23 protein-coding genes and 1 pseudogene are annotated in these 24,840 nt (G+C 32.9%); 4 read left to right on the top strand and 20 right to left on the bottom strand.

Annotated features, from left to right (window positions below):
* Positions 1 to 12 precede the first annotated feature (12 nt).
* The 7 genes and pseudogenes from DWX29_RS00440 to DWX29_RS00410 all read right to left on the bottom strand — a co-directional run bounded on the left by DWX29_RS00440 (position 13) and on the right by DWX29_RS00410 (position 8,241).
* The gene (locus DWX29_RS00440; protein WP_118564910.1) at positions 13 to 3,351 is read right to left on the bottom strand and encodes a lectin like domain-containing protein; all 3,339 of its coding nucleotides are present in this window, start codon (positions 3,349 to 3,351) and stop codon (positions 13 to 15) included.
* Between the two features lie 93 nt (positions 3,352 to 3,444).
* Positions 3,445 to 3,909 carry a thiamine phosphate synthase gene (locus tag DWX29_RS00435; protein ID WP_347497639.1) on the bottom strand — a complete coding sequence of 155 codons (465 nt, stop codon included), beginning with the start codon at positions 3,907 to 3,909 and terminating at the stop codon, positions 3,445 to 3,447.
* A 290-nt stretch (positions 3,910 to 4,199) separates the two neighbouring features.
* Positions 4,200 to 4,626: pseudogene (locus tag DWX29_RS00430) on the bottom strand (hypothetical protein); the annotation flags it as partial.
* 71 nt (positions 4,627 to 4,697) lie between these two features.
* Entirely contained in the window at positions 4,698 to 5,024 is a 327-nt protein-coding gene (locus DWX29_RS13090) for a hypothetical protein (protein WP_347497630.1), read from the bottom strand.
* Positions 5,021 to 5,212, bottom strand: coding sequence for a hypothetical protein (locus tag DWX29_RS13085; protein WP_347497629.1), 192 nt, complete (start codon positions 5,210 to 5,212; stop codon positions 5,021 to 5,023). The genes DWX29_RS13090 and DWX29_RS13085 overlap by 4 nt, the downstream gene beginning before the upstream one ends.
* Before the next feature lie 532 nt (positions 5,213 to 5,744).
* On the bottom strand, positions 5,745 to 7,316 hold the full coding sequence (locus DWX29_RS00415) for an SIR2 family protein (RefSeq protein ID WP_118564908.1): 1,572 nt from the start codon (positions 7,314 to 7,316) through the stop codon (positions 5,745 to 5,747).
* 148 nt (positions 7,317 to 7,464) lie between these two features.
* Positions 7,465 to 8,241 carry an HNH endonuclease gene (locus tag DWX29_RS00410; RefSeq protein ID WP_118564907.1) on the bottom strand — a complete coding sequence of 259 codons (777 nt, stop codon included), beginning with the start codon at positions 8,239 to 8,241 and terminating at the stop codon, positions 7,465 to 7,467.
* 140 nt (positions 8,242 to 8,381) lie between these two features.
* On the opposite strand from DWX29_RS00410, the gene DWX29_RS00405 reads away from it, so the two are divergent.
* Positions 8,382 to 8,714 carry a helix-turn-helix transcriptional regulator gene (locus DWX29_RS00405; protein WP_118564906.1) on the top strand — a complete coding sequence of 111 codons (333 nt, stop codon included), beginning with the start codon at positions 8,382 to 8,384 and terminating at the stop codon, positions 8,712 to 8,714.
* Complete coding sequence (locus tag DWX29_RS00400; RefSeq protein WP_118564905.1) at positions 8,711 to 9,763, top strand: DNA cytosine methyltransferase; 1,053 nt, start codon at positions 8,711 to 8,713, stop codon at positions 9,761 to 9,763. Before DWX29_RS00405 ends, DWX29_RS00400 begins: the two co-directional genes overlap by 4 nt.
* 43 nt (positions 9,764 to 9,806) lie before the next feature.
* Here DWX29_RS00400 and DWX29_RS00395 read toward each other — a convergent pair whose 3' ends face one another.
* The 9 genes from DWX29_RS00395 to DWX29_RS00360 all read right to left on the bottom strand — a co-directional run bounded on the left by DWX29_RS00395 (position 9,807) and on the right by DWX29_RS00360 (position 18,214).
* On the bottom strand, positions 9,807 to 11,654 hold the full coding sequence (locus tag DWX29_RS00395) for a Z1 domain-containing protein (protein WP_118564904.1): 1,848 nt from the start codon (positions 11,652 to 11,654) through the stop codon (positions 9,807 to 9,809).
* Entirely contained in the window at positions 11,654 to 12,814 is a 1,161-nt protein-coding gene (locus tag DWX29_RS00390; RefSeq protein ID WP_118564903.1) for a restriction endonuclease PLD domain-containing protein, read from the bottom strand. Before DWX29_RS00390 ends, DWX29_RS00395 begins: the two co-directional genes overlap by 1 nt.
* Positions 12,815 to 13,006: 192 nt before the next feature.
* Positions 13,007 to 14,467: a MobA/MobL family protein gene (locus DWX29_RS00385; protein ID WP_118564902.1), complete on the bottom strand. Its 1,461-nt coding sequence runs from the start codon at positions 14,465 to 14,467 to the stop codon at positions 13,007 to 13,009.
* 34 nt (positions 14,468 to 14,501) lie between these two features.
* Positions 14,502 to 14,780 (bottom strand): hypothetical protein, encoded by a 279-nt coding sequence (locus tag DWX29_RS12530; protein ID WP_147365028.1) that lies wholly within the window; start codon positions 14,778 to 14,780, stop codon positions 14,502 to 14,504.
* Entirely contained in the window at positions 14,725 to 14,970 is a 246-nt protein-coding gene (locus DWX29_RS00380; protein ID WP_118564901.1) for a complexin-2, read from the bottom strand. Before DWX29_RS00380 ends, DWX29_RS12530 begins: the two co-directional genes overlap by 56 nt.
* A 223-nt stretch (positions 14,971 to 15,193) precedes the next feature.
* Complete coding sequence (locus tag DWX29_RS00375; protein WP_118564900.1) at positions 15,194 to 16,489, bottom strand: virulence-associated E family protein; 1,296 nt, start codon at positions 16,487 to 16,489, stop codon at positions 15,194 to 15,196.
* Positions 16,490 to 16,608: 119 nt separating this feature from the next.
* Entirely contained in the window at positions 16,609 to 16,941 is a 333-nt protein-coding gene (locus DWX29_RS00370; RefSeq protein WP_117908219.1) for a hypothetical protein, read from the bottom strand.
* Positions 16,925 to 18,016, bottom strand: a complete 1,092-nt coding sequence (locus tag DWX29_RS00365) for a site-specific integrase (protein ID WP_118564899.1) — start codon at positions 18,014 to 18,016, stop codon at positions 16,925 to 16,927. The genes DWX29_RS00370 and DWX29_RS00365 overlap by 17 nt, the downstream gene beginning before the upstream one ends.
* 12 nt (positions 18,017 to 18,028) lie before the next feature.
* Positions 18,029 to 18,214: a helix-turn-helix domain-containing protein gene (locus DWX29_RS00360; RefSeq protein ID WP_117910131.1), complete on the bottom strand. Its 186-nt coding sequence runs from the start codon at positions 18,212 to 18,214 to the stop codon at positions 18,029 to 18,031.
* Between the two features lie 201 nt (positions 18,215 to 18,415).
* Here DWX29_RS00360 and DWX29_RS00355 point away from each other — a divergent pair, with 201 nt between their 5' ends.
* Positions 18,416 to 19,027, top strand: a complete 612-nt coding sequence (locus tag DWX29_RS00355; RefSeq protein WP_118564898.1) for a helix-turn-helix transcriptional regulator — start codon at positions 18,416 to 18,418, stop codon at positions 19,025 to 19,027.
* 31 nt (positions 19,028 to 19,058) lie between these two features.
* Positions 19,059 to 19,718 carry a hypothetical protein gene (locus DWX29_RS00350; RefSeq protein WP_117910129.1) on the top strand — a complete coding sequence of 220 codons (660 nt, stop codon included), beginning with the start codon at positions 19,059 to 19,061 and terminating at the stop codon, positions 19,716 to 19,718.
* 388 nt (positions 19,719 to 20,106) lie between these two features.
* Here the strand turns inward: DWX29_RS00350 and DWX29_RS00345 are convergent, their stop codons facing one another.
* From DWX29_RS00345 to DWX29_RS00330, 4 genes are all read right to left on the bottom strand, one after another.
* Positions 20,107 to 20,277, bottom strand: coding sequence for a CopG family transcriptional regulator (locus DWX29_RS00345; protein ID WP_118564897.1), 171 nt, complete (start codon positions 20,275 to 20,277; stop codon positions 20,107 to 20,109).
* Between the two features lie 82 nt (positions 20,278 to 20,359).
* Positions 20,360 to 21,370: a response regulator gene (locus DWX29_RS00340; RefSeq protein ID WP_118564896.1), complete on the bottom strand. Its 1,011-nt coding sequence runs from the start codon at positions 21,368 to 21,370 to the stop codon at positions 20,360 to 20,362.
* Positions 21,367 to 23,547, bottom strand: a complete 2,181-nt coding sequence (locus DWX29_RS00335) for a sensor histidine kinase (protein ID WP_118564895.1) — start codon at positions 23,545 to 23,547, stop codon at positions 21,367 to 21,369. Before DWX29_RS00335 ends, DWX29_RS00340 begins: the two co-directional genes overlap by 4 nt.
* Positions 23,548 to 23,552: 5 nt before the next feature.
* Positions 23,553 to 24,776, bottom strand: coding sequence for a DNA cytosine methyltransferase (locus DWX29_RS00330; RefSeq protein ID WP_199663663.1), 1,224 nt, complete (start codon positions 24,774 to 24,776; stop codon positions 23,553 to 23,555).
* Positions 24,777 to 24,840 lie beyond the last annotated feature (64 nt).

Below are 24,840 nucleotides of genomic sequence, written 5' to 3'. Positions count from 1 at the left end.
AATAACTGTCAATTACTTATAAAACCGCTTACTCACTTTAAAAGATTTTACACTACTCCATTTGCCTTTGTCTTTTCCAACTATTGCTCTCACTCTTACATAATATCTTTTTCTAACACGTAATTTTCTTAACAGATATGTATTTTTTCCTGTACGTTTTGTTCTTACGTTTTTCTTAAATTTTCTGTCAGTTGAATACTGTATCCGATATATTTTAGCCTTACTTACCTTTTTAAAAGTAATTCTCACTTTTCTATTTTTAAATTTTTTTACTTTTAGAATTTTTGTTTGCTTTAAACTCTTTTTATTTACACCGTCAACACGAGTTGTAGTTTTACCGTTAGTTGTTGGTTCATTTTCCTTTGTTACAACTTGTCCAAAAGTTGTAGTTGATTCTTTTTCTGATGTTGTTTCGTCAGTTGTTTGATTTTCTACAGTAGTTTCTGATGTTGTATTTTCTGTAGTCAATATTTCAGTTGTGGGTTCTACTGTGACAGTTGTCTCAGTTTGTTTCTCAGTTGTTGGTTCTAATGTAGTTGTCACTTCCGTTGTTGGCTTTAGTGTTGTTGTCACTTCCGCTGTGGTTGGTGCTTCTGTTGTTGGCTCTGATGTTGTTGTCACTTCCGCTGTGGTTGGTGCTTCCGTTGTAGGCTCTGATGTTGTTGTCACTTCCGCTGTGGTTGGTGCTTCCGTTGTAGGCTCTGATGTTGTTGTCACTTCCGTTGTGGTTGGTGCTTCCGTTGTAGGCACTTCTATAGTTGGATTCTCCACTTTGTTCTCCAATTTTGTGTATACCTTTATTCTTCCTACATAATTTTTAAGTTGTGTCCATCCACTACCATTGTTTATATATGACATTTCCCTGCCATTTTTATATGAAGTCATTATTTTGGCGTCGCCATTTTCATTTGAAACACTTACTATTGCAGAGAACCATTGGTCTTTTTCAATCTTTACCGGCTGATTCAGTTCTATTGTTACATATCCACTGTTTTCAAAATACGCCGTTGTAGTATTTGCCAGGTAACCACCTGAAACTGGTACATTGTCCTGTCCGCCATAAGGATAATCTACATTTTTGTATATCTCCACTTTAGCGGTTACATTTTCACCACCAATAGCCACATTTACTGCTTTTATATATTCATCTTTTAAATCATCAGATTTTTTTGCTTTAAACACATTTGCCACTGACTTATCTTTTCTTAATGGGAAATCGTCCATGCTTCCATCATAGTAATAATTAAAGTCATACTTGTCCTTTGGTGCAAATGAAAATGCATAAGAACAACTGCTTGTATTGTCATATGACAGCCAAAAATACTCCAATGATTTGTAACTGTTTTTTACAAGCCAGCCACCCTTTTGGGTAGCACCATTTGGCACAAATTTGTCTGATGGGATATTGTCATCCCAGCCAATGATTGTGCATGCATGTGGAGAAATTGTACTGCTATGTTCATTCTTTGGATTGTAGTATAATGTTTCTCTTGCATTATTGTACTGAAATGTTACTGCCCCATATTTTGCTATGGCTTTTTTTATTGACCTAATGTATTCTTCCGGATTTGATTTGTTTTCAGGTATATAAATTGCATTTTCAAATCTATATGATGGATTTTCATATGGGTTTGTCGTAACCACATTACCCGATACCGGTGCCCACCACATTGAATATAACTTGGCAATTTTTAGTGGGTCTCCTGACTGCATCAAATAATTTACTGATTGCCAGTCTCCATCTGTATTTCCCAATGGATCGCTTTCTCTCTTAAAAACTCTATAAGCTGCCGCCATCGGATTTAATGATAGTGTATCTTTTGTTACTGTAGAATCAATTCCACTTTTCAAAATGGATGATTCTGCTGCTGCAATGCTTGAATATGCCCAACACAAATTGGTATCTCCCTGATCTTTTACAGGTGTTACTATGCCATCGTCCCTTCCATCATATTTTTCCCTGTCTGATATCTCTTTAGTTTCAGTCTGTTGTTCTTCAAAATCACCTTCTATTTTAAATGTTAATTGATTATCAGTTATATTTGTGACTTCAACATGCATATCATCAGTTATTTCCAAGCTCTGATTCAGTTTTAATGGTGCGTCAGATTTTGTTGCATATGTGCCACCTAATGTTTCATAATTCCACTTTCCTGCAACGCATCCCATATTGTTTGGGAATTTTGTGTCTTTGTCCACCAAATAACAAACAAGTCCTGAACCAATTATCAATCCTTTTAGTTTCGTTCCATCTGTTTTATACAATTCTTTTGACTGACAATCATACTTATTACCACCTGTGCCAAAATTTCTATATTCTAAGTACAGTGTTTTATTGGTTCCTTTTAAATTTAATTTGTATCCGACTATCTGTGAATCTCCTCTAGTCGATGCTTCCTTTAAGGTATACTGTCCATTTTGATAAATTGTTTTAACATTGTCAGATGTAAGCCACCCCTTTGCTTCTCTTTCTTTTACAGATATAAACTGTGGCACAGGTGACATATGCTTTGCCATTGCAGACATATAATATACCGGCGAACTATTTGAACTATTGTACAAGTCCTTAAATCCTAAAATGTGCCCCATTTCATGAGTTGCCACTGCCATAGGCAAAATCACGTTTTCCCGATTATCCTTGTATAAATAATTATAGGAATTTGTCACCTGTACATAGTTTTTACTTGTAATTGTTTTTCCATCTGCATTTATTTTTACATAATCTGCATAATCCTTATAATTCCACAAAGGTGAGGACCAACCCACAGAGATACTCTGAGTTGTATTTTTATAAATAATGGTGATTGCATCGATTACCCCATCATTGTTTTTATCAAGTTCAGAAAAGTTGTACTTTTTTGTACCATCATAATTTGTAATCACATTACCCGCCGATATAGCTCTGTTTATAGATTCAGACCAGTCTGTTTTTAATTCGTACATACGCTCTGCTCTCTCTCCGTTGTCCCTGTAACCTTCAGGATTCTCTTCACTATACTCTGCATAGTATCCTCTTGTATGAGATAACTGCACTGAACCACCTTTATTAAACAAATACACGCTATTTATCTTAAGACTTCCCCTTGACGCAATTTCATAATAATCCGAAACATTAAAATATGCACTGTTATAAGTATTATCTGTAATTTTTCTAACAGATTCCCCATTATAAGAATTATCTATAAATTCATCTTCATCTAAAAATCTTGCAAATACTATAAGATTTGTAAAATTACTTTCTTTTGTTTTATTTTCTGTATTTTCATTCGTATCATCAGCAAAAGTTGCGCCACTAAAAAGCATTGTCATAACCGTAACAAACGCCATGATTATACTAAACCCTTTTTTCATAAAATCTCCTTTTAATCATTTATTCTTTTACACCTTAATTATATATTCATTATAGCATTTACCAGATTAACTTTGTATTCTAATTTTTTAGAATTATAGGCTCATCATACCAGACATTATACAACCGCCTTTGGCACCGCATTTGATTATTTCATCCATTTGTACATCTGAAAGTTTTATTCCTCCAATTGCGTAAACTGAAATTGTAACGCTATTGCAAACCTCTTTTAAAAACTCCAATCCTCTTGGTGGTAAATCTTTTTTGCAATCAGTAGCAAATATATGACCTGCACTTATATAGGTTGCTCCTAGTTTTTGCGCTTCAATCGCCTCTTCCACAGAATGAACTGAAGTTCCTATTGTTTTAAATTTTGAAAGTTTCTCATAATTTTCTTTAAGTTTAAAAAGTGGCAAATGAATAGATTCATAATTTAATTTTTCTGCTACTTCGGAATAAAAATGTATTATAAGTTTCACTTTGTTTTGCTTACAAATCATGGAAACTTCTTTAGCAAGAGTCATATATTCATTCTCAGGCAAATCCTTTTCTCTTAAGATTATAGCCTTAGGATGAAACTAACACACTTTTTCCAATTGCTTTGGCAATGATTCTTTGCATAAATGTCTGTTTGTGACACATATAACTTTGTCATATATGTCCGCTGTTTCATTTTTTAATGTAGTATTCATAAATTTTACCTTTATATATTTTTATATGAAATTATTTTGTATGTTATCATTTCATGCGCTACCATTTCGTACGCTATCATTTTGTATGCTATCATTTTGTATGTTACCATTACGTAGCTTATTTCATCATGTCACTAACCGTAAATATAATCGCTCATTACCGGTTGCATTCCACCCATTAAAGCTCTTTCCTGAGCGTTTACTCTATATGGAAAAATTCTTTTATGACCTGCTCTCACCTGTAAATATTAAAATTTCCTGAAGTCCTGTCTCTGCAATTGCCTTCATCTCTTTGTCAATTTCTTCATCGTTAAGACAGGCTCGTTTTATTTTGTTATGGCAATTAAATCCGCAATAAATACAATAATTCTCGCAATAATTTGCTATGTAAATTGGTGTAAACATATATGTACTATTTCCAAAATGTTTTCTTGTTTCCACTTGTGCCGCTTGAGCTATTTCCTCAATAAAAGGAAGCGCAGCCGGTGATAATAAAGCTTTAAAATCCTCAACAGTTCTTTCTGTATTATTAATTGCAACTTTCACGTCACGTTCCGTATATTTTTCATAATCATACTTATTCATTTCGCCCCTCAATCTTGAGGGGTGGGCTTTTCTTTTGCTTCATTTTTCTGCATAATAGACATATGAATATCTTACAAAGAATCTTTACCAACTATTATGAAGAAATTAAATATACTCTTCATCCCAGAGCTTCTGAGATAGAAAATATCGAAAAGATGATAAACTGTGGTGATTCTTCTTTTGGTGGTGCTATGTACGGCTGCCCACACTGTGGAAATCTTAAGTTCATTCCTTTTCGCTGCCACAGCCGTTTCTGTCCCTCTTGCGGTAACTAGTATTCCATGGAACGTACTACATCTATGTCTTTTAAACTGGTTAACATTCAGCACAGACACTGCGCCTTCACAATTGATGAAAATCTCCGTGATTTTTTCCTTCAGGACAGAACTCTGCTTCATTGTCTTTTCCATTCTGCTGCAGTGTTATTTTCCACATGTTCTTTAAAATGAACAAATCCAAAAACTTCACTCTCGGTTATATCATGGTTCTTCATACTTTTGGCAGGGATCTCAAATGGAATTCTCACATTCACTGCCTGATTTCCGAAGGTGGCTACAGCTATGACGGCGTGTTCGTTACCTTCCATTACAATCGTCACGAAGACGAAAAGTATGTCGAAGAAACTCTCCCTGCTATGGATTTCATAAAACGGTTAATCAGACACATCCCTGAAAAGCACTTTAAAATGATTCGATATGGTGGAATCTATGCCCGCCTCCCGGCAGGCTGTTTTCAATTTACCAGAACGCCAACTACGATCTTTCCTATAAAGAAAAAAAGACTACAATGTGACTAATTAATCACATTGGAGCCTTATTCTCCTATATTTGCCGAAATGGTATCATATTGGTATCACCTCGGTAATATTATATACAATTATGTGGTTCTAAGCCCTTTATTTAAAGGCTTTTTAAAAATTTGAATTCAAAAAAACTGTTATTCAAACTCCTACTCACAAAAATTTACTTCTTTACAAAGCAGGATATTTATTGTATTTAACAGTTCTCTTCTGTACTGTTTTAGTATTGTTACATATAGTTTCCAGTGAAAATATTGTCATTTTATTGTCATAAGATATATTCTAATAAACTAATTTAATTATAATCATAAGCAATAAACTAATGATTCTTCCTAAAATCATATATAAGTGCTAATCGTCGTAACGTTGTTGGCACCTTTATTTCCCCTTTGCTCTTAATCTTATTAAGTTCATCTATTATATATTCTCTACATTTTTCAATTCCAATAGTATCAATATTTGCAGCAACAACACAATGTTTATGGTATTCTTTCAACCCTGCATTTTTAATTTCTTCCAAACTATTATACTTTTCAGTAAACTGTAACAAATCTATTTGATCTTTAACATCTACAAATGTTCTTAATCTTTTTCTCAATTTTTCTTTTTCGCTTTCAGCTAAACTACTTTTCAAAATAGATTCCTCCGATAGGTATCTCCAAAAAGGAAGAATATTATTATTTTGGCTCGCTATGAACCTAAGCATAGTATCATTATTTTGCTCTGTATCATCCCTAATGTAGTCTAAAATATATTCTACAACATTAGGCATATTGAAAATAAGTTTACTATCGCCTATTGCCACTACAATATTCCTATCTTTTAGATTTTTTTCTATATCATCCAGCTCATTCGGTGATACCAAGACTGACTGAAGACTTCCAGCTTTTCCCTTTTCAATAATTAACTGTTTTATTACATGTTGATATCTTCTAACTTCAGCTGGAGCAACGCCCTGATTTATTTCCGCAATCTTATCATAAATTAATGAATAATTATCTGTTCTTATAACTGTAAGCCTGCATCCTAAATCCGGGTCATTTATAACCTGCTCGACAAGTTTTTCACTGCCTTTCTCCCATTGAACCAAGAGTAATCTTTTCTCTAGTTCCTCTTTTTCTTGATCTGATAAAGACATAGCAAAACTTTTAATTAGTTTTCTCACATTCCGGTCAGTCAAAGAATATCCTAAAAAAATAATGGGAGAATGTAAAAGCATCGAAATAACTTTTGCACTAATTAAAATACTATTTTCATCATATAATTCATAGTCCGTTTTTCCAATAACTAATGACTTAGGTTCAGATATGCAACCATGTATCTTATATATTTCTGAATAACCTATCGTTTGTTGAAAGAATCCCCGTTGTCCTATATACTTTTTTATATTATAACTACTTTCCTTATTATATTGATCCTCAATAAAAGTATCATAGTTTGTTGTCAGTATCATTTGAGACTTCACCAACATTTTTCTAAAATGTGCCAACTCCTCCAAATAACTATCTTTTATCTGGTATTTTGAAAACCTATTAGCCAATGCTTTTTTAAATGGGGACAAATCATTTTTATATGCTTCTTTTTGAGTCAATCCTTCTATTTCTATATCTCCATTATAGAATTTCATATTAATTATTTTTTCTATTTCTGACGCAACATTTACATTTATCTCAAAATCTTGATCAATTCTACTAGATAAATCTCCAATTTTGTCTCGTTCTTTATTCAGAAAGCCATAAAAATTTTCTTGTTCGGCTTTCCTCCAAAATTCTTCTAACAACTCTTCCCAGCTCGGGTATTTAACCAAATACCTCCTAGGTATCCCTGAACCAATAAAAATAATTGGAAATTCATTCCTATTTATCATAATATCAAGAATTGATTTTTCCATAGCATCCTCCTATTTTTATCTTTTTTTCACAAAACTATATTGCAAAAAATTTCTTTATGGGCATATAATCTTTTTAATGTTATATACAATCATTCTAATCTTAGCACCCAAACAACAGTATTTACTATACTACATTAACCGTTTTTCATCACCCTCCCTTGAATATAACATCATTATGATATTTTATAAATTCTCTTCCTGGCAAAAATTTATCTGGTAATCTTATTTTTTTGCCATTATAAAAAGAAAACCACTCTCTTGTTTTGTCATCCATCACCACATCGTTAATTATACGAGAATTTACAATACAGTAATTCTTATCAATGGTTATTAGCCCTCTATCAAAAGCCTTATCATGCATAGCATTTAAGCACAATCCATTGCTTGGATTTGTCCTCTCTGTTTTAGCATCACTTACATTCCAAGGTTTAATATGACTTGCAATAAGTAATTCATTATTTTTCAAGCCTGTAACACAACATGCATTTCCGTATGACATAAGTACAGATGTACGAAAAAAATACTGTCCTATTCTTACCTTTGCCTGTTGGTCTTTAGTTATACCCAATGGTATTTTATCCAATTGTAAATCTGGTAATAATTCATCTACTGATACATGTTGTAGTTTAGCTAAAATATTTTGCGCCACAAAAGATAATTCTTCTATATTATTCGAAAATTCATTATAAATAATTTTATCTAATTTACTTGTATGAGATAATCCCGATATATTTCTTGCCTGCAACTCTGGGTCATAATGTGCTATATTAGACATCTTGTACGCTACCGCATCTGGAGTTCTATTTATAATCCGTGCGAGCTTAACTATCTCTGGATTATTTTTTCCTATTTTTGAAAAAGGCATACGTGTATATAGGTCCATTGCTAAAATAGTTTCTTCCCTTGTCCAATTTCTCCTAACCATACCTTCACCACCTTTATAATTATTATATAACTTTGGATGCTATCTGTATATAAATTATTTTTGCTGCTTTACGCAGCATATATAAATAATTATTGCGTTTTTGCAGCAAATATTGTATAATCAACTGGAAGGAGGATGCAATGAACAATCCAGGACAATATTTAAAAAATATACGCAAAGAACTCGGACTTGGTGTAAAAGCTGTATATACTAAAACAGGTGTAGGTGATTCCACTATCCGCCGTATAGAAGAAGGCGTAACAAAATGTCCTCCTGCTCCACAGTTAAAAGCCCTTGCTAATTTTTACGGAATAAATCTGATTGAATTATACAAAGCTTATGGATATTTGGATGAAGCGGATATAAATTGTAAAAACAACTGTTTTAAAAATATAGAATTTTTAAGCGATGATGCAACTTCTCATATACAGGGGCTGATAAATTTATTGACAGAAAAGAGGACACTAAAATGATTTATAGACTAGGTGAATTATTCTGTGGGCCCGGTGGAATAGGCTGGGGTGCCACTAATGCAAATATAGGTGATAACAACTACCGTATTATACACCAATGGGCTAATGATTATGATGAATCGACTTGTGAAACATATCGTCACAATATCTGTCCTAACGCTCCTGAAACAGTTTATCACGAAGATATTAGGACACTTGATATGTCTAAATTAGCACCAATTGACGCTCTTGCTTTTGGTTTTCCATGCAACGACTATAGTGTTGTGGGCGAGCAAAAGGGAATAGATGGAACATTTGGTCCTCTCTATTCTTATGGTGTCAAAGCATTAAAGCTATTTAAACCAATGTGGTTTCTTGCCGAAAATGTTGGTGGATTAAGAAGTGCAAATAAAGGGAAAGCTCTTACCAAAATTTTGAATGAGTTAAAGGATTCCGGATATACCATCACTCCTCATTTATACAAATTTGAAGACTACGGTATACCTCAGGCAAGACATCGTTTGATTATTGTTGGTATAAGAAATGATATAGAAGTAGAATTTAAAATTCCTTCTCCTGCACCTTATTCGAATATTGATAATACCTGCAAAAATGCAATTGAAAATCCACCAATTCCTATAGACGCTTTTAACAATGAGTTTACAAAACAATCAAAACAAGTTGTTGAGAGATTAAAGCACATAAAACCTGGGCAGAATGCTTTTACAGCTGATTTGCCTGAAGATTTACAATTAAAAGTTAAAGGTGCAAAAATTAGTCAAATATACAAAAGACTTGACCCAACAAAGCCATCTTACACGGTAACCGGTAGCGGTGGCGGTGGTACACATATCTACCATTGGTCTGAACCACGCGCTCTTACAAATCGTGAGCGTGCACGTTTACAAACCTTTCCTGATTCATATCAATTTTTAGGGTCAAAAGAAAGTGTCCGTAAACAAATAGGAATGGCAGTTCCATGTCAGGGAGCAAAAATTATTTTTGAAGCAATACTTAAATCATTTGCTGGAATTGAATATGAAAGTATTCAGCCTTCCATTAACGAATAAAATTAGCTGTACTACTTCTATTTTGAATAGTACAGCTATTATTTTACACATCTTCTATAACATCATAATAGATAATATCATTTGGTAACTTTATATTAGGTATCCATAATTTTCTACCACTCCAACCTTTATTTCCAGTAACTTGATACATTGTCAATACTAAATTTGAAGGAAACTCACTTCCTAATCTCCAATCATTTGGCGAAAGCAACGCCCCAGTTCCTTGTGCAACATCTCTGTTTCTTCGAACAATCAATATTCCTTGTCCTGTTGGTTGCTCTGATAATATTGTATCAATTATAGAAACAAATGCTTTTAACTTAAAATCCGGACTCGGTATGATATGACTTAAAATTTTCTTAATAATTCTAAGATTAACTTGATAATACTGCTCATCAGCATTAAATGGTTCTAGTAGTTCTGATAATTCTTCTATTGAATCATTATCGGGATATGATGGATAGTAATTTGTTCCACCTGATAGCATCTCCACACAGTTACTATCAAGTACATTTTTTCTTGTCGGATTCAAACCATTTGGATAATATACCTTTACATCATCAATCCCCCTTTCAATCTGGGCAATAATGGAGTTATTTGTTGCGTTTATATCTGAAAATAATTTATACAATTTTTCTTCGATATATACTCTCATAAGTCCTGGATCTCTATCATATCCAAACATCCTACTATGTTGCCACATTGTATCAGCTTGTGGTTTTTTGCTAGTCCTTGTGTAATAGATTGTTTGAAGACAAGGAAATGTAACTCCTCTTCCCAAAGTGTTTCCACCAACTATGAAATTACATCCTTTCCCATACTGCTCACTATCAACATCATTTTTCCCATTCATTATAAGTATGTGAATCATTTTGTTATCTAATAACTCATATGCCTTTTGAATATATTTACTAAATTTAACCTTATCATTTCTATATGGTGTCAAATTATCATATTCTTTTTCCAACGCCTCTTTAAAATCCTCATTTCTATTTTCTACACACCACGCAATTTCATTAAGTATTTCATCAGCATATTTTTTATGTTCTGCCTGTCTTACACTTGGATGAAATAAACAGTTGGCAACTTTTCCTCCAGATGCTAAAATCTGTGCTGCCACAGCAATATGCCTAATAACTACGTTTCTTGTAGGATTTTGAATCTGTTCTAAAAATTTTACACATTGTGGTTTTCCTGTTGAAGGGAAGAAAAAGTCACCACCCAAATAACTCTCTCCCGGTTGAAAATAATAAGTAAAGTATGGGTGCCATCCAGACTCTATCGTCTGCAAAAAAATTGCTTGGGGTGTTCCTGTTACTTGTAAATATATACTACTTGATGCTCCATTTTTAATTATATCCAAATACTTATTAATTGATGATTGTCGATCCCTATTAACAAGTGTATTCAAAGATGCTGCATCTGCTTCATCATCAATAATAAATAGCGGATTTCCTCTCATAAATCCCGTAGAATTAAATATGTTAGACCATAATTTCAAAATACGAACGTTCTTTTTTAAAACAATAATTGTCGGTTTTGTCAAACAGTTGTCTGTGAAAATTCGTGCATCATTCTCTCCACATATGCAATACCCCTCAAGATCCGACTTAACTCTATCTAATGTTTGTTGTTGTAACACAACATTATCTGTTGTCAGCAAAACAAAAACTGGAAAGCCTAAATCGGTTGCTTTTGAGATTATTCCAAACATCTGACCCGTCTTACCTGATTGAACATTTCCAAAAAGCAAACCCACCTCATGACTTGTAAACGAGAAATTTTTAATATATTTATCTCCAACTTCTTCAGCTGTATTCATAATAGATTCTGCAAGTTTCTCATTGCCGCGTATTACTATTTTATCAAGATAATTCTTCAAATACTGCATTACTCTTCTTCTCCTTTCCCTTCAATCTGCTTAAATGAAAGCATCCATACATCTAGCGGTGTTCCATCGCCATCAAGTGCTGTCTGCCCAGTTTTTTTGAGATATAGATTATCACATCCGTATTCTTCGAGCATCTCCTTTGTAATCATTCCTTCACGCTCGGTATCTGCTTGAGTATCATTAACAGGTTTTACCAATCCAGCAGCCGCTAACCTACCCTTAAGCCATCTTCCCATAATTAATTCATCGCCTACCGCACTAAATTGTTTATTTCCATCACTTGTAGTGTGGGCTTTGAACCAATAACCATCATCTGTCACAATATAAAAAGGAACTTTCTTTTCCGGATAGCCTTCCAACCTTGTTATCTCTTTTGACACCGTAAGTTGTGTTTCATACCAATCCCTGGATTTTCTTTTATTTCTAGGAGCTGCATAGCAGACATTAACATTTGATTTAGTAAAATGTTTTCCATCATCCATATACCTTTCGTTCTCAGAAGGCACCTTTAACGGCAAACGAAATGATGCATATGATGCACACCTTTTATAAAATTCAACATTTGATTTTGGAACCTCTGTAACAAGTTCAATACCTGACAATGCTGTATTTTTTTCATAAATAAGTGGCATTCCTTCTATTTCAGCTATATTTGCTGATACATTCGATTTCTTTAATTCTTCTATATGATTCACAATTTCTTCAACTTCATACTTTTCCTCTGTTATAGCTGAAATTTCATACTGTCTTCTATTATTTGCCTCAAGTTTTAATACTCCCAAATTAGCTGATCCAATTATTGCAGAAACTGGTTTTCCCTCTTTATAAAACACATAAAGTTTTCCGTGATATTTGAAAGCTTTAACCATACGAATTTCTCCGATTCCCAAATTCTTCCACTTCTTATTTATTCTAAGCGCAGTATGATATGAGCCCTCTGGCATTCCCTCAGTAAAATACATTCCTAAGTTAAGACAAATATTTTTTATATTATGCTTCTCAACTAACATATCAATTTCTTCTAATGCTAATCTTGAAACGTACCCAACTGCAATATCAATCCTATCTGCTAACTGTATTTGACTATTTATTGCTTCTGCAATAGTTTCTTTTCCTTCTTTTATCGCCATCGGTAATATATTTGAATATAGTAGCTTCATTTTTTCTCCTCCATTGTGTGATGCAAACAACTAAATGGTTTAAATAAATTACTTTAAATATATACTACCATAAAATTATCCACTTCTAAATAGTCCTTTCATTCAAATAATATTTTCAATTATATGGTCTTACTTATTTCACTTTATATTTTCTACTGCACCTCCATTTTTAATTTTCCTTTAAAATCACTTTTACATAATTCTTTTACAGTATAAGTTGTATTTTTTTTCTTCTCGTCCATCTTTACTTTTTTCTCTCGCTGATGCCTTTTCCTGCACATTCTCCATATACTCCCTGACGTTCTCATCCAACATTTCTTTAGCATCCTCCGCCCTGTCAACGGAATCTTTATACGCATCCATTTCCATTCTCATTCGGTTAAATTTTCTTATAACCCCATCCACACTGTCACCATTTAATTTTTTCAACAATCTGTTTTCTAAACTCCTTGCTGTTTTCTCCCGCTTTTCCAACTGTGAAATTTCATCCTTTAACTTTTTCTTTCCTCCAAACATCCTGTATTCTTTTCGGTCTATTTGGTCTTTTGCCTCTCTTATTGCCATATGCACTCTGTTTAATGCCCTATGATTTTCCAATAATTCATCAACCATTTTTGCATACTGCTTATACTCTTTAACCGGTTGTGGTGGCTTTGGTGCAATTGCACCTCTAAATATCCTAATTAATCCCTTTAAACAATCACATGCCATTTCAACAGTCTTTTCAAAAACTCCGGCAAATATTCCTACGCCTGCACTTTCCCTTGATGACTTGTTTTTCCTTAATCCACCAACTGTCTTTGTTTCCGTCTTTCCAAATTTATTTACATTCTTAAGTATATTTTCCTCTTTAATGGTTCTGATGTGTTTTTTTGGAACCTGATAAAACAGTGCTTCATCAACTGTACTGTTCCACTTCATTCTCACCTGATTGTTTTTTCTTATCTGCTCTGCTTTCGGATTATTCTTTCCAATCTTTTTTGTTGGCAGATAGACATCTTTATTGTTAAACACCTGCAGTTTATCTTTGTCATTTAAGAAGGAATTGATATGCTCCGTGTACAATGATTTTACTCCCTTTAGAAATGACCTTGCCTTAAACTCCACTTTCTTTTTTGAAAATCTGTTGTACTCATAAACCTGACCTTTTCTGATGATGTTACAGCCTTTTCTTACATTCCCATTGTCATCCAGTATTTCCTTTTTGGTCCTTACATGCTTTCCTGTTTCATCATAAAACATGTTTCGTGTGGAAATTTTCTTTATGCCGTTTTTCAATTCCTCTCTTTCCGAAAATATCAAATGAATGTGTAAGTTTGTTTTTGTCTTGTTGTGATGCATTGCTGCAATGCAGTTTACTCCGTAAGTTTTTCTAAACAGCTCAGTAAAATCTTTCAATACCCTTTGTTTGTCTATGTTACAGAATGGTTCAGGCAATGCAATAATCAGTTCTCTTGATTCGATACACTTTCCTGCACTTCCGCTTTTCTTAAATTCCAATCTGTTACACCCGGCAAGATCATGCCAAAATGTATCGTCTGTTGTATTGTAAACAGCGTACAGATTTTCCTGCCTTTTGGGATTTGTAATGTAATCTATGCGCCCCTTTAAATTGCCTAACTTGCTTATCTGAATAAATGAATTTCTTGCCATATGTTTGTTCCTCCTGTTCTTTAAATCTTTATGTTTAAGTAAAATAAAAAGCCCCCTGCAAGGGCGAAATGCAAACCCTTAAGAGCATAAAATCGTAAGATTTTGTGCGATGGGTGTATTTCGCTCTCAATCGCCGAGGGCTAATCTGCTTTTCTTTTTCCTTTAGTTTTTCCGTTGCTACCGCATGTATTATTGCCGACTTGTCTGCTATTCCACCTGCAAGTGCCACTTGCAGGTCATTAACATCCAGCAGAAAATTACCAACGGAAATCCTCCGGGATTTCCTTTCTGTCAAGATATTCTTTTCTTGCATTTTCTCTCTCCTCTACCGATTCGGCAGTCTTGCTTTCTGTATAAATGTTTCTCAAAATCATCTTATCCATCTTATCTTTAATACCTGCTTTAATCAGTTCCGTTTCGTCCTCTCGACCATATATAAAATACTGATAAATCATCCTGAATAAGTCCTCATCTATTTTTATCTGCTTAACCTTTTCAACCATACAAATCTCCTTCCGTAAATTGAAAATGTAAATCGGCTTTAAAAAACTATATTTTTTTAGTTTCATTTAGCCAATTTACAATTTACGATTTACAAATTTCAAAACATCCCATAAATAAAGGGATTGAAACCATTCTGATGTAAATTGGCTCTTTTTTTTACGTCATTTCCAATTTACAAATTCATCTTTCTGATTTACAAACCATCCAATTTACATAACAAATTTACATTTTTCTCTTCCATGCAAGCTGGGTTCCATAGCCTTCCTTAATGAATCTGTGACTTTTTACCTCTTCCCACTGCTCTGCGAATTTAAGTCTCATGATACTTGTTATCTCTCTGGATTCGTACTGTTTCGGCTTGCAGTTTTCGTGGTGCAACGCTCTCTCGTAAATCATCTGAACACATACAAACTCCTCATCCGTCATTTCAAGAAACATCTCAATGATGCCCACAAGAGTATCCTGAGGCATACATTCCTTCTGAAATTCAATGAGTTCCTTTTCCAACTCCTTATTAAATACAAGTCTAGTGTTAATGCCCTTTTTATACATATTCATTATTTCAGCCCAGCACTGTTCTATGTAAGCCCTTGTTTCTTCCTCATCCTCCAACGGATGATGCAATGCCTTTTCCTTATTTACCATTACCGGTACAAATCTTCTGTTACCTGTACGGTCAAATGGCAGAAAATCAGCATTGTTAGATGAGCCCACAAATATGCACTGTCTTGGTCTGTCCTCAGGATGGGTTTCATAAGGTACCTTGTAAGTTTCACTCTGACGACTTAGAAATGACTTAATGTCCTCAACGCTTCTTGCGTTACAGGTTGCAAGCATTTCCGCCATTTCAATAATCCAGTGTCCCTGAATCTTACGAAACACGTTGTCATCATCAAGTTTTCTTAAGTCATCCGAAAACCACTCATTTTCCATTGCAAGAAGTCTTAGAAAACTTGACTTTCCTGCACCCTGCCCACCTACAAGACAAACCATATATTCAAATTTACATCCGGGATGGTAAACCCTGTGCACCGCTCCCATCATCATTATTCTTGTTGCTTCAAATATGTAATCACTTTCATCTGTTCCAAGGTATCTCGGTAGCATATACCTAAGCCTTGATTTTCCATCCCACTCCAGACTTTCCAATTTGTCTATAATGGGATGATAATGGTTGTTGTTGCCTACAATGTCAATTGCACGTTTTATGTTTTTATCTCTTGTAATGCCATAGAATTTCTCCATTCTAAGCATTATGTTGTTAAAATCCGTATCGGTAAATGTCTTTGAACGTCTTCTCCAATCCATCTTCTTAACAATGTCTGTCTTACAGGAAAGTTCATTACGCCTTATTGCATCCTTTAACATTGGGTCCTTATTTAAAACCTCAATTACATTTTCAATGGTTTGTCTCGGACTTCCATCAGGACGTTTTTTAAGGCTATCCCTTATAGCCTCGATTTCTTTATTATCTGTGTCCTCCACATTGGAGGATTTATTCATTACCGTGTTATTCATTTTTCCTCCGTAATTTAAAAATTTTGTTGTTATTGGAGGTAACCCCTGCTATAATTTAATTGGTGATAAAAGTAGCGGGGACAACCTCCTTGTTACCTTGTAAGTCTTAAGCTTATTGCTTAGGGCTTTTTTCTTTCTTCAAATCCATCTAATATATCCAACATTGTTCTAATTGGGACAAATACCTCTTCATCAATTTCTCCACCAGCCTCAATCCTCTTTAACTGTGCTATTATTTCTTGGAGATATTTTCTGAAACTAAGCATCATTAGCGGATTCCCCACAGCTCTTATTTTTGTATAAAGTAATGATTGAACAATAAATTCCTGCTTTGTCTGAAATCCACTTAGTTTTGCCCTCATATTTATTTCTTCGTTTTCTTCTTGTGACACCCTAAAGGCAACTGTTACATTTCTCCATCTGCCTTTTGCATCATTATTCTTCGCACTCATCTAATAAAGCCTCTCTTTCTGCATCCATAGTTTTTGCCATATCTGTTTGTACAGTTGGAAATAGATGTGCATATTTATAAGTGATGTCTACAGCCTCGTGGCCTAGTCTGTCGGCTATGGCAAGTGCTGTATAGCCTTTATTAATCAAATATGATACATGTGAATGTCTTAAATCATGTATTCTTATTCTTTTAACTCCTGCAGCTTTTGAACCTCTTATCATTTCATGGCGAAAATAGCTTTTTGAATTTTGAAATATTCTGTCATTTTCTTTGATGCCATATATACTTGCCAAATATTCCTTAATTTCTTCTGCCAAAAATTCAGGAATTACTATATCCCTTATGCTTTTAGGTGTCTTTGGGTCCGTCACAATGTCTTTACCTTTAACCTTTTTATATGACTTTGTTATTTTCAAAACATTATTTTCAAAATCAAAATCTTTCGGTGTTAAGGCAAGAAGTTCACCAATTCTAAGCCCACACCAATAAAGTATTTCAAATCCATAATATGATTGTGGTTTATCTGCCACCTGCTCAATAAATTTCTGATATTCCTTCTGCGTCCAGAAATCAACATTTCTATCTCTTGCACTGCCCATGTTCCCAGCCTTGCTTGCGACATTCCATTTAAGCCCATAATATCTGACTGCATGATTAAGCATTGCACTTAGCTGATTATGAATTGTTCCAAGATATGATTTTGAAAAGCTCTTACCATTTTGAGTTGTTAAGCTCTGAATTTCTCTTTGCCACTCAAAAATGTCCGTTACCTTTAATTCATTTATTTTTCTCTTGCCAAGATAAGGAAGAATTTTTGTTAAAATTATGTATTCCTTTTCTTCCCAAGTGTTTGGTCTTACCTTATGACTTACATCTCTTTTATATAATTCAAAGAAATCTTCAATGGTCATATCCAGGTCCTGGTGGTCTTGCAGTTTGAAATGTCTTTCCCAATCAAGAGCTTCAGATTTTGTTCTGAAGCCTCTTTTGGTTTTCTGTTTTCGCTCACCTTTATAATTTTTGTAATAACATCTAACTTCCCATTTATCTGTTTTGGGATTCTTAAAAACCATTTATTTCACCTCCTATTTAGTCTTAATTCCATAGATTCGTTCTTCAAAATACTGTCTGCTAAGTCTCCCCTGAACAGTTACAAACCCTTGCTCTTTAAGTTCATTATTAAGTTTTCTAATAATCTTATAAGCCATAGCTTCTGAAACTCCCATTTCCTTTGCTACATCGCTTGCTCTAACAAAAAGTGTATCTGCCATAATATCACCTCCTACCTATTTAAATTTCATCACTTTGTACAGTGCATTTTTGAACTGTGTTGTACTCATTTTATCAGTTCACTTTTGCACTGTCAAGTAAAACATTTCACTTATGACTGTTTTGTAATCTTTATATTTCACAAATGAACTGTTTATGATATAATACAAGCAGTTATAAAATGATATGGAAGGATATGTTTTATGGGAAAAAATAAAAGAGATTTTTCTTTAAATGCTAAAAATCTTGCCTCAGCAAATTTAGGACAAAAGATTAGATTTTACAGACAAATTGCCGGCATGACACAAAAAGAATTGGGAGCTGCCTGTGGTGTAAATGAATCAACTATAAGAAATTATGAACTTGGAAATCGTTATCCAGATTCAGACACTATATTTGAGATTTCGAATGCTTTGGAGATTTCTCCATACGTGCTTGCAACTCCTGATCCTATTTCAGCTGCAAGTTCTCTACAATACTTATTCAGTATGGAAAAAACTTTGGATTTGACTCCAACAACTATAGATGGAAAAGTTTATTTAGAGGTATCTTCCGAAATAGACGTAAACGATGCCACTGTTGCTCCTCTTTCAAATCTTAAAAGAATGTTTAGCCATTGGGCAACAATGTATGAGAAATTTATCAATGAAGAAATTGACGAGGAAACCTACCTATTATGGCAGGCAAAGTATTTAAGCTTTGGGACCGATTCAGCTGACTTCTTATTGGATGCGGAAAATGAAAAAGCTATCGAAGTAGACAAGAATATCTCTGATGCAAAGAAGAGATTTAGGAAAGCTAATTTGAAGGATTAAATTTATATGTTTATTTAAGAGAGATGATAAAATGGGAAAAAATATCAACGAATATATCAATAAATTTATTGATAGTTACCATAACGATAAAAACGGAAGATATAGATCATATGATCACTGTAGAGAAAGTTTCTTAAAATATAAAAATGATGAAACCATGTACAATTATATAACATTAAATTTATATGCCTACCTAGCTAGTTGGGGTATGCTACGAAATTCTTTTTTAATGCAAAAAGATTATTTATTTAGTAAGCCTGTTGTCGAAATACTTTGTAAGGATAAATATTCAAATTTAATAAGTTTTAATCCTTTTAAAGAGAATATTATCACAGATCTTGAAACTATAATGAGTTTAAGAGATGAAATAAAAGAGTACTATATGGGTCAAACTTATATAGAAGATGGTACTAACAAAACAAAAACAATTTCCAATGTAACAGATACATTAATTACTAAAATCATATTAGGAACTCTTGGATGCGTTCCAGCATATGACCAATATTTTGTAAAAGCGCTACGTCGGAACAAAATAAATGGGGTTTTCAATTTAAATAGTATGAAGCAAATAATTCAATACGCCAAAGACAACAAAGAAGAAATCGAAAAAGCTTGTAATAAACTTGGTGATTTGTACACCCCTATGAAAATTATAGATATGTATTTCTGGGAAGTTGGAATTGAAAAATAGAATATTGGTATTTCAGTCATAACCACCCCTGCGGTGTCACTGCAGGGTCTTTTTATTTTATAAAGGAAAAATATGTAATTTTATCAGTTCATAAATGTACGCTTTTGAACGTTTTTTATAAAAAATAGCAAAAAATATTGTCATTTTATTGTCACTCTAAAAAAGAAAAAACCTACAAACCCTTTATTTATGGGGTTTGTAGGCATATAGAATTTATTTTTGCATTATTCAAACTCTAAAAAGGCTGATGGTTAACAGATTATTTTATTTGCTTTTTCTGTCCGTATTTTGCCTTTTATTTTAATAATATTTTTAATTATTTTGACTTATTAAATTTTTGTTACCACGGTGTGGTCATACTGAAGAATAGTACTAGGTGGCTTGCAATTTATTTGCATTGTTCATACAAAAGTTCTAAACCTTTTTTGAAAGTCTCTGCTTTTGTCATTGAATGCTCCTTAGCAAACTCAATGAGTTTTTCGTGTTCCTCATCTGATAGTCTAACCGAAATTTTGTTGACCTTAGGATTGTCTATCTTTGGTCTGCCCATTTTTGCCATGCCACATGACCTCCTATTGATATATATTGTACTTTATGACTGTCAATTAGTCAACTATAACTAGCCTGCAATTAGTAGAAAATTACTCTGTTGATTCCATTAAATTTTTTTGAACATTGTCAATTTCTATTCCAAATATATGTATCTTTTTTCTTAATTCTTGCCATTCCTCTATCGATATCTTGTAAGTATCATCATGCAATGCACAATCATCAGGGCATTTGCGTGCCCTTAACTGTTTCATTGTATCGTAATACAAAATATTCTTTTGCATTTTGCATACATCTAATTTTTTATGTGCTAAATTATTGCGTGCTTTGACAATCTCAGATAAATATTGCTCTATTGTTATTTCCGAAAATGCTAAAGTATTATCAAATTCTATCATCCTTTCAAACATTTTATACTTTAATTGGATTGGAAAAAGCTCGCTACTCAAGTCCAAAATCTTATTTATATTTTTTATTCCACCTTGATTCAGTTTTTCTAATGTTTCTTCAATTTTAACAGAAAACTTATCTTTTTTTTGTTTTATATATTCAATTAAAATTTGAGCAATCTCATCTTTCTGTTCAGGTGTTAAAGTTTCAAATTTTTCCATTATATATGATTTCACTGTAAAATCATTCTCTGATGTTTGATCCATCAGATATCCTCTAATATTTGACAGCGATGTTAACCTTTTTGCATTCTTTCTAATCAGCATGTAGCTTTTATCATCAAAACTATTCTTGTTCGCAACATATACACCTTCGAATGCCCCCATATCATTTTTTATAGTTTTACGAATTGAAGCTTCTTTGTCAGATGAATAAAACAAAATGTCTGCATCAACATTTTTAGTCCTGAGCATTGATATCAAATCACTTCCTACAACCCCATCCGACAATGAATAATCAATAAAATAAATATCATATAATTTAAATCCTTCTTCATTGTTACGCATTTTATCATAAAAATCCTTAACATTCTGAATATAATAAAATTTTACTGAAATACCACTGTCCTCTGCATAACCTTCTAAAAGTTCTTTAGCTTCTTCATAATATGTTGATGTATCTTCAACCCATAGTATATTTAAATCGTATCTCATATTTTTTTAAACCTCACATGTAAAGTAAATCCTTTTGTTTGTTCTGATTTAATGTCTACAGTACCCTTCAACTCTTCTTCAACAATATTTTTAATATGATATAATCCTACACCAGTTCCAGTATACGTATAGCCCTTTCCAAATTCAAACAATTCACTTGTATCTTCTATATTAGGATTTAATCCATCACCATTATCAATAAAGTCTATAGTACAAAAATCTTCATCATTATTCAAAATAATTTTTAATATTGTAGCATTATATTTTATTGAATTGCTTACTACATTATCTAAAATAACAGCAATATCTTGCGGAATAAATCGAATTATAAAATCTTTTCTATCCTCTCTTAATATTTGAATTTCTATATCTTCATCCTGTGCTAACACATTCTCACAATATTCTTCAATAAAATCAAATAAATTATCTTCAATAAACTCTTCTTTTGTATTGAATTTAGCCATTGCACTATATTCCAACACCGCTTGCATCCTAGCACTTAGGTAAGAAATTTTTTTTAACAATTCCCATGCATCTTTTTCTTTAAATTTACCACGATTCAACTTATTAACATTATTTTTTACAATTTTTGCAATTGTCGATGTGTTTATCCGAATCATATGCAAACGTTTTGCAAAATTAATTTGGTCATCATCTAATGAATTTACTAAAAAATGATTCCTTTTCTTCTCACTTCCTAAATTTACAGATAACTTTTCTGCCCTACTGTTTGCCAGTTTTTTTTCTTCTTCTGCTTTTCTTTGTTTTTCCTCAGCCTCATTTTTTTCCCGTTCAGCTTTTCTTGCTTGTTCCTCAGCTTTCTGCCTTGCTTCCTCTTCCTTTTTTCGTTTATTCTCTTCTTGTTCTTTTATATAATTCTCATATTCTATATTTTCATTTCTTATCTTTTGTCCTATCTCGTTTCTTACCTTAAACAAGGAATTTATAATTGGATCCAAAATAGATATTAGCAACTCAACACGCTCATCATCCAAAAAATCCTGACGACTGGAAGTTGCAATATCTGGTAAATCATCGTCATCTAAAATATTAAAAGTAATATCTCCTTCAACATAATTTGACATTGCTTGTGTACTTGGATGCATTTCAAAAAAATCTGCCACGGCTAACTTATTTCTTACATATACTCTAAGCCTATTCGGTTTATAGATATCATTTCTAATAAATTTTTCGTCAATTGCATTTTTTGAATCTATTGTAGCATGTACACCAATCCAACCAACCAATTCATATTCTTTTTCAATCATTTCTCCATTCTCTGTCTTGAATTTCTTCTTGCCTTTATAATTGAAATCCTTCTTATTGAATATGATTGTTTCACGTTCCTTGTTTGCTATATGTGGATATTTAGATGCCCAGGAAAATGCAATACTCTTGCGCATTTTCTTATATTGTTCACTATTTGTGTTATCATACATGGCAAACAAATTTTCAAATGCCACAAACTTCTCTACCTTTTCAAAATTTGTTTTCTGTTTTTTGTCTGTTTTTACCGAAACATAGATACTTGAAGCCAGTTCATCAATCAAATAAAAATCCGCAAAAACTCTTTTCAATGCTTCAATTCTTTTTGCACCATTTCTTCTCAAATCTACATTATTCAAAACAATTGCAGTTCCATGTTGCATTTTTCCCCATATATCATTGTTTTCTATCACAATTTGTTTATTAATACGATCAAGTTTTGGGAAATCAGAATCATCGTACTTTGAAAGATTTATTTGCCATTGATTAACTTTATTAGCCGAATCTTTTTTTGTTAAAATAAAATAATTATTTGACAAGTACAATGCTGCCAATTTTCCGATTCCTTTTCTTCCCATTACATTCTTTTTGTCATCTTCAAGTAAGTCCGCATCATTTCTTTTATTTCTACCAATCCATACATATTTTCTAGCCAAATCCTCATAGTCCATTCCCATTCCATCATCTATAATTTCTATAATTGAATGTTCCTTATCAGACATGTCAATATAAACATACACATTTTTCGCCTTTGCATCCAAGCCATTTGCAACCAATTCGGATATAGCATTTGCCGCGTTACTATATAAATTTTTTCCTAAAAGCTTTAATGCAGCATATGAAAAATTAAAGTAAATTGCATTATCCGTATTTCTATTATTAATATCTTTCTTTTCCATGTCTGTCATCATATACTCTATCCTTTCAATAACTTTTCAATTTGTTTTGCTAGTATAATAGCCATTAACGGCGGCACTGCATTTCCAATTTGTGTAGTTACGCTTCCAACTCCACCCCTAAACTCAAACCAATCTGGAAAGGACTGTATTCTGGCCCCTTCTCTAGGCGTCAATGCTCTATTCTGAGAATAATGAATACATCTAAGTCCTGATGGAGCTGTCATATTATTTGTAATTGTTGGTGCTGGAATACTTTCAATCAATCTGCCATATGTATTCTTATATCCTGATGTAAGTCTATATTTTTTGTCAATCACTCCTGACTCAACTAAATTATTAAAGTCTTCTTTTCCTTCGCCCTGCTTAACATTTTGTATTACCGTTCGTATTTTTTCTCCATATATTCCACAATAATGTTCTGTCAGAACCTTGTTATTCCCACGCATCAGCCTCTGATAATCATTTTGTGGCTGAGAATTATACTTTACGACGTTCTCGTTTTCTAAAACGATTGGTAAATCAGATATTGCCTCTTTAATTGATAATTTATCACCTTTAATCGCTCCGGGATAACTCCATTTAATATCTAAATCTTTTCTTATGCCTACAACAAAAACTCGTTCCCTATTTTCTGGAACACCATAATTAACCGTATTAAGTACCTCACAACTAATATTATATCCAAAATCATCTGTAATAAACTCAAATCTTTCTTTTATAATATCAATTATCTTTCTTCCATATCTTTCTACTTTCGGATACTTTCTTTCTCTACCTGTCTCTTTATTCTTCTTAATTTCATATACTATATTTCCCTGATTATCAGTCTTATAAAATGTTTCTCTCATAGACAACATTCCTTTAACATTCTCAAACAAAAAAATTTTAGGTTTTGCAATACTCAAAATTCTTAAATATTCTTCATATAGTGTTGCCTTTTCATCGAATACCCTCTGTCCTACAGTACTAAATGATTGACACGGAGGTCCACCAATAATTAAATCTACTGGTTTGTCTCCTATCAATCGTTCAATTCTTTCTTTGTCTAATAGCTTTATGTCTTCGTTTATCATCTTTATATCTGGGAAATTCGCTTTAAATGCCTCCGCTGCGAAATGATCAATCTCATTTGCAAAAACAAAAGAATTTTTTCTGTTTCTTACAAATTCATTCTTTCTTTTTCTATAATAGAATCCAAAGGTTAACCCTCCTGCTCCCGAAAATAGATCTATAATCCTCATAATTTCTCCTATTTTTGTTCATTTATTACCTATGTCCATATTATCAAGCCTCTACCAAATGTTT

Origin of the sequence: Eubacterium sp. AF19-12LB, from assembly GCF_003479125.1 — a bacterium.
Lineage (GTDB): Bacteria > Bacillota > Clostridia > Lachnospirales > Lachnospiraceae > Eubacterium_U > Eubacterium_U album.
The sequence above is the reverse complement of the archived record's forward strand: the minus strand, read 5'-3'. Positions and strand labels throughout refer to the sequence as shown.

What these genes read in the sequence shown, in the direction of transcription:
- DWX29_RS00440 (WP_118564910.1), bottom strand. Translation starts at nt 3,351, where the DNA reads ATGAAAAAAGGGTTTAGTATAATCATGGCGTTTGTTACGGTTATGACA.
- DWX29_RS13090 (WP_347497630.1), bottom strand. Translation starts at nt 5,024, where the DNA reads ATGAAGCAGAGTTCTGTCCTGAAGGAAAAAATCACGGAGATTTTCATC.
- DWX29_RS13085 (WP_347497629.1), bottom strand. Translation starts at nt 5,212, where the DNA reads ATGGAAGGTAACGAACACGCCGTCATAGCTGTAGCCACCTTCGGAAAT.
- DWX29_RS00415 (WP_118564908.1), bottom strand. Translation starts at nt 7,316, where the DNA reads ATGGAAAAATCAATTCTTGATATTATGATAAATAGGAATGAATTTCCA.
- DWX29_RS00410 (WP_118564907.1), bottom strand. Translation starts at nt 8,241, where the DNA reads ATGGTTAGGAGAAATTGGACAAGGGAAGAAACTATTTTAGCAATGGAC.
- DWX29_RS00405 (WP_118564906.1), top strand. Translation starts at nt 8,382, where the DNA reads ATGAACAATCCAGGACAATATTTAAAAAATATACGCAAAGAACTCGGA.
- DWX29_RS00400 (WP_118564905.1), top strand. Translation starts at nt 8,711, where the DNA reads ATGATTTATAGACTAGGTGAATTATTCTGTGGGCCCGGTGGAATAGGC.
- DWX29_RS00395 (WP_118564904.1), bottom strand. Translation starts at nt 11,654, where the DNA reads ATGCAGTATTTGAAGAATTATCTTGATAAAATAGTAATACGCGGCAAT.
- DWX29_RS00390 (WP_118564903.1), bottom strand. Translation starts at nt 12,814, where the DNA reads ATGAAGCTACTATATTCAAATATATTACCGATGGCGATAAAAGAAGGA.
- DWX29_RS00385 (WP_118564902.1), bottom strand. Translation starts at nt 14,467, where the DNA reads ATGGCAAGAAATTCATTTATTCAGATAAGCAAGTTAGGCAATTTAAAG.
- DWX29_RS12530 (WP_147365028.1), bottom strand. Translation starts at nt 14,780, where the DNA reads ATGCAAGAAAAGAATATCTTGACAGAAAGGAAATCCCGGAGGATTTCC.
- DWX29_RS00380 (WP_118564901.1), bottom strand. Translation starts at nt 14,970, where the DNA reads ATGGTTGAAAAGGTTAAGCAGATAAAAATAGATGAGGACTTATTCAGG.
- DWX29_RS00375 (WP_118564900.1), bottom strand. Translation starts at nt 16,489, where the DNA reads ATGAATAACACGGTAATGAATAAATCCTCCAATGTGGAGGACACAGAT.
- DWX29_RS00370 (WP_117908219.1), bottom strand. Translation starts at nt 16,941, where the DNA reads ATGAGTGCGAAGAATAATGATGCAAAAGGCAGATGGAGAAATGTAACA.
- DWX29_RS00365 (WP_118564899.1), bottom strand. Translation starts at nt 18,016, where the DNA reads ATGGTTTTTAAGAATCCCAAAACAGATAAATGGGAAGTTAGATGTTAT.
- DWX29_RS00360 (WP_117910131.1), bottom strand. Translation starts at nt 18,214, where the DNA reads ATGGCAGATACACTTTTTGTTAGAGCAAGCGATGTAGCAAAGGAAATG.
- DWX29_RS00355 (WP_118564898.1), top strand. Translation starts at nt 18,416, where the DNA reads ATGGGAAAAAATAAAAGAGATTTTTCTTTAAATGCTAAAAATCTTGCC.
- DWX29_RS00350 (WP_117910129.1), top strand. Translation starts at nt 19,059, where the DNA reads ATGGGAAAAAATATCAACGAATATATCAATAAATTTATTGATAGTTAC.
- DWX29_RS00345 (WP_118564897.1), bottom strand. Translation starts at nt 20,277, where the DNA reads ATGGCAAAAATGGGCAGACCAAAGATAGACAATCCTAAGGTCAACAAA.
- DWX29_RS00340 (WP_118564896.1), bottom strand. Translation starts at nt 21,370, where the DNA reads ATGAGATACGATTTAAATATACTATGGGTTGAAGATACATCAACATAT.
- DWX29_RS00335 (WP_118564895.1), bottom strand. Translation starts at nt 23,547, where the DNA reads ATGATGACAGACATGGAAAAGAAAGATATTAATAATAGAAATACGGAT.
- DWX29_RS00330 (WP_199663663.1), bottom strand. Translation starts at nt 24,776, where the DNA reads ATGAGGATTATAGATCTATTTTCGGGAGCAGGAGGGTTAACCTTTGGA.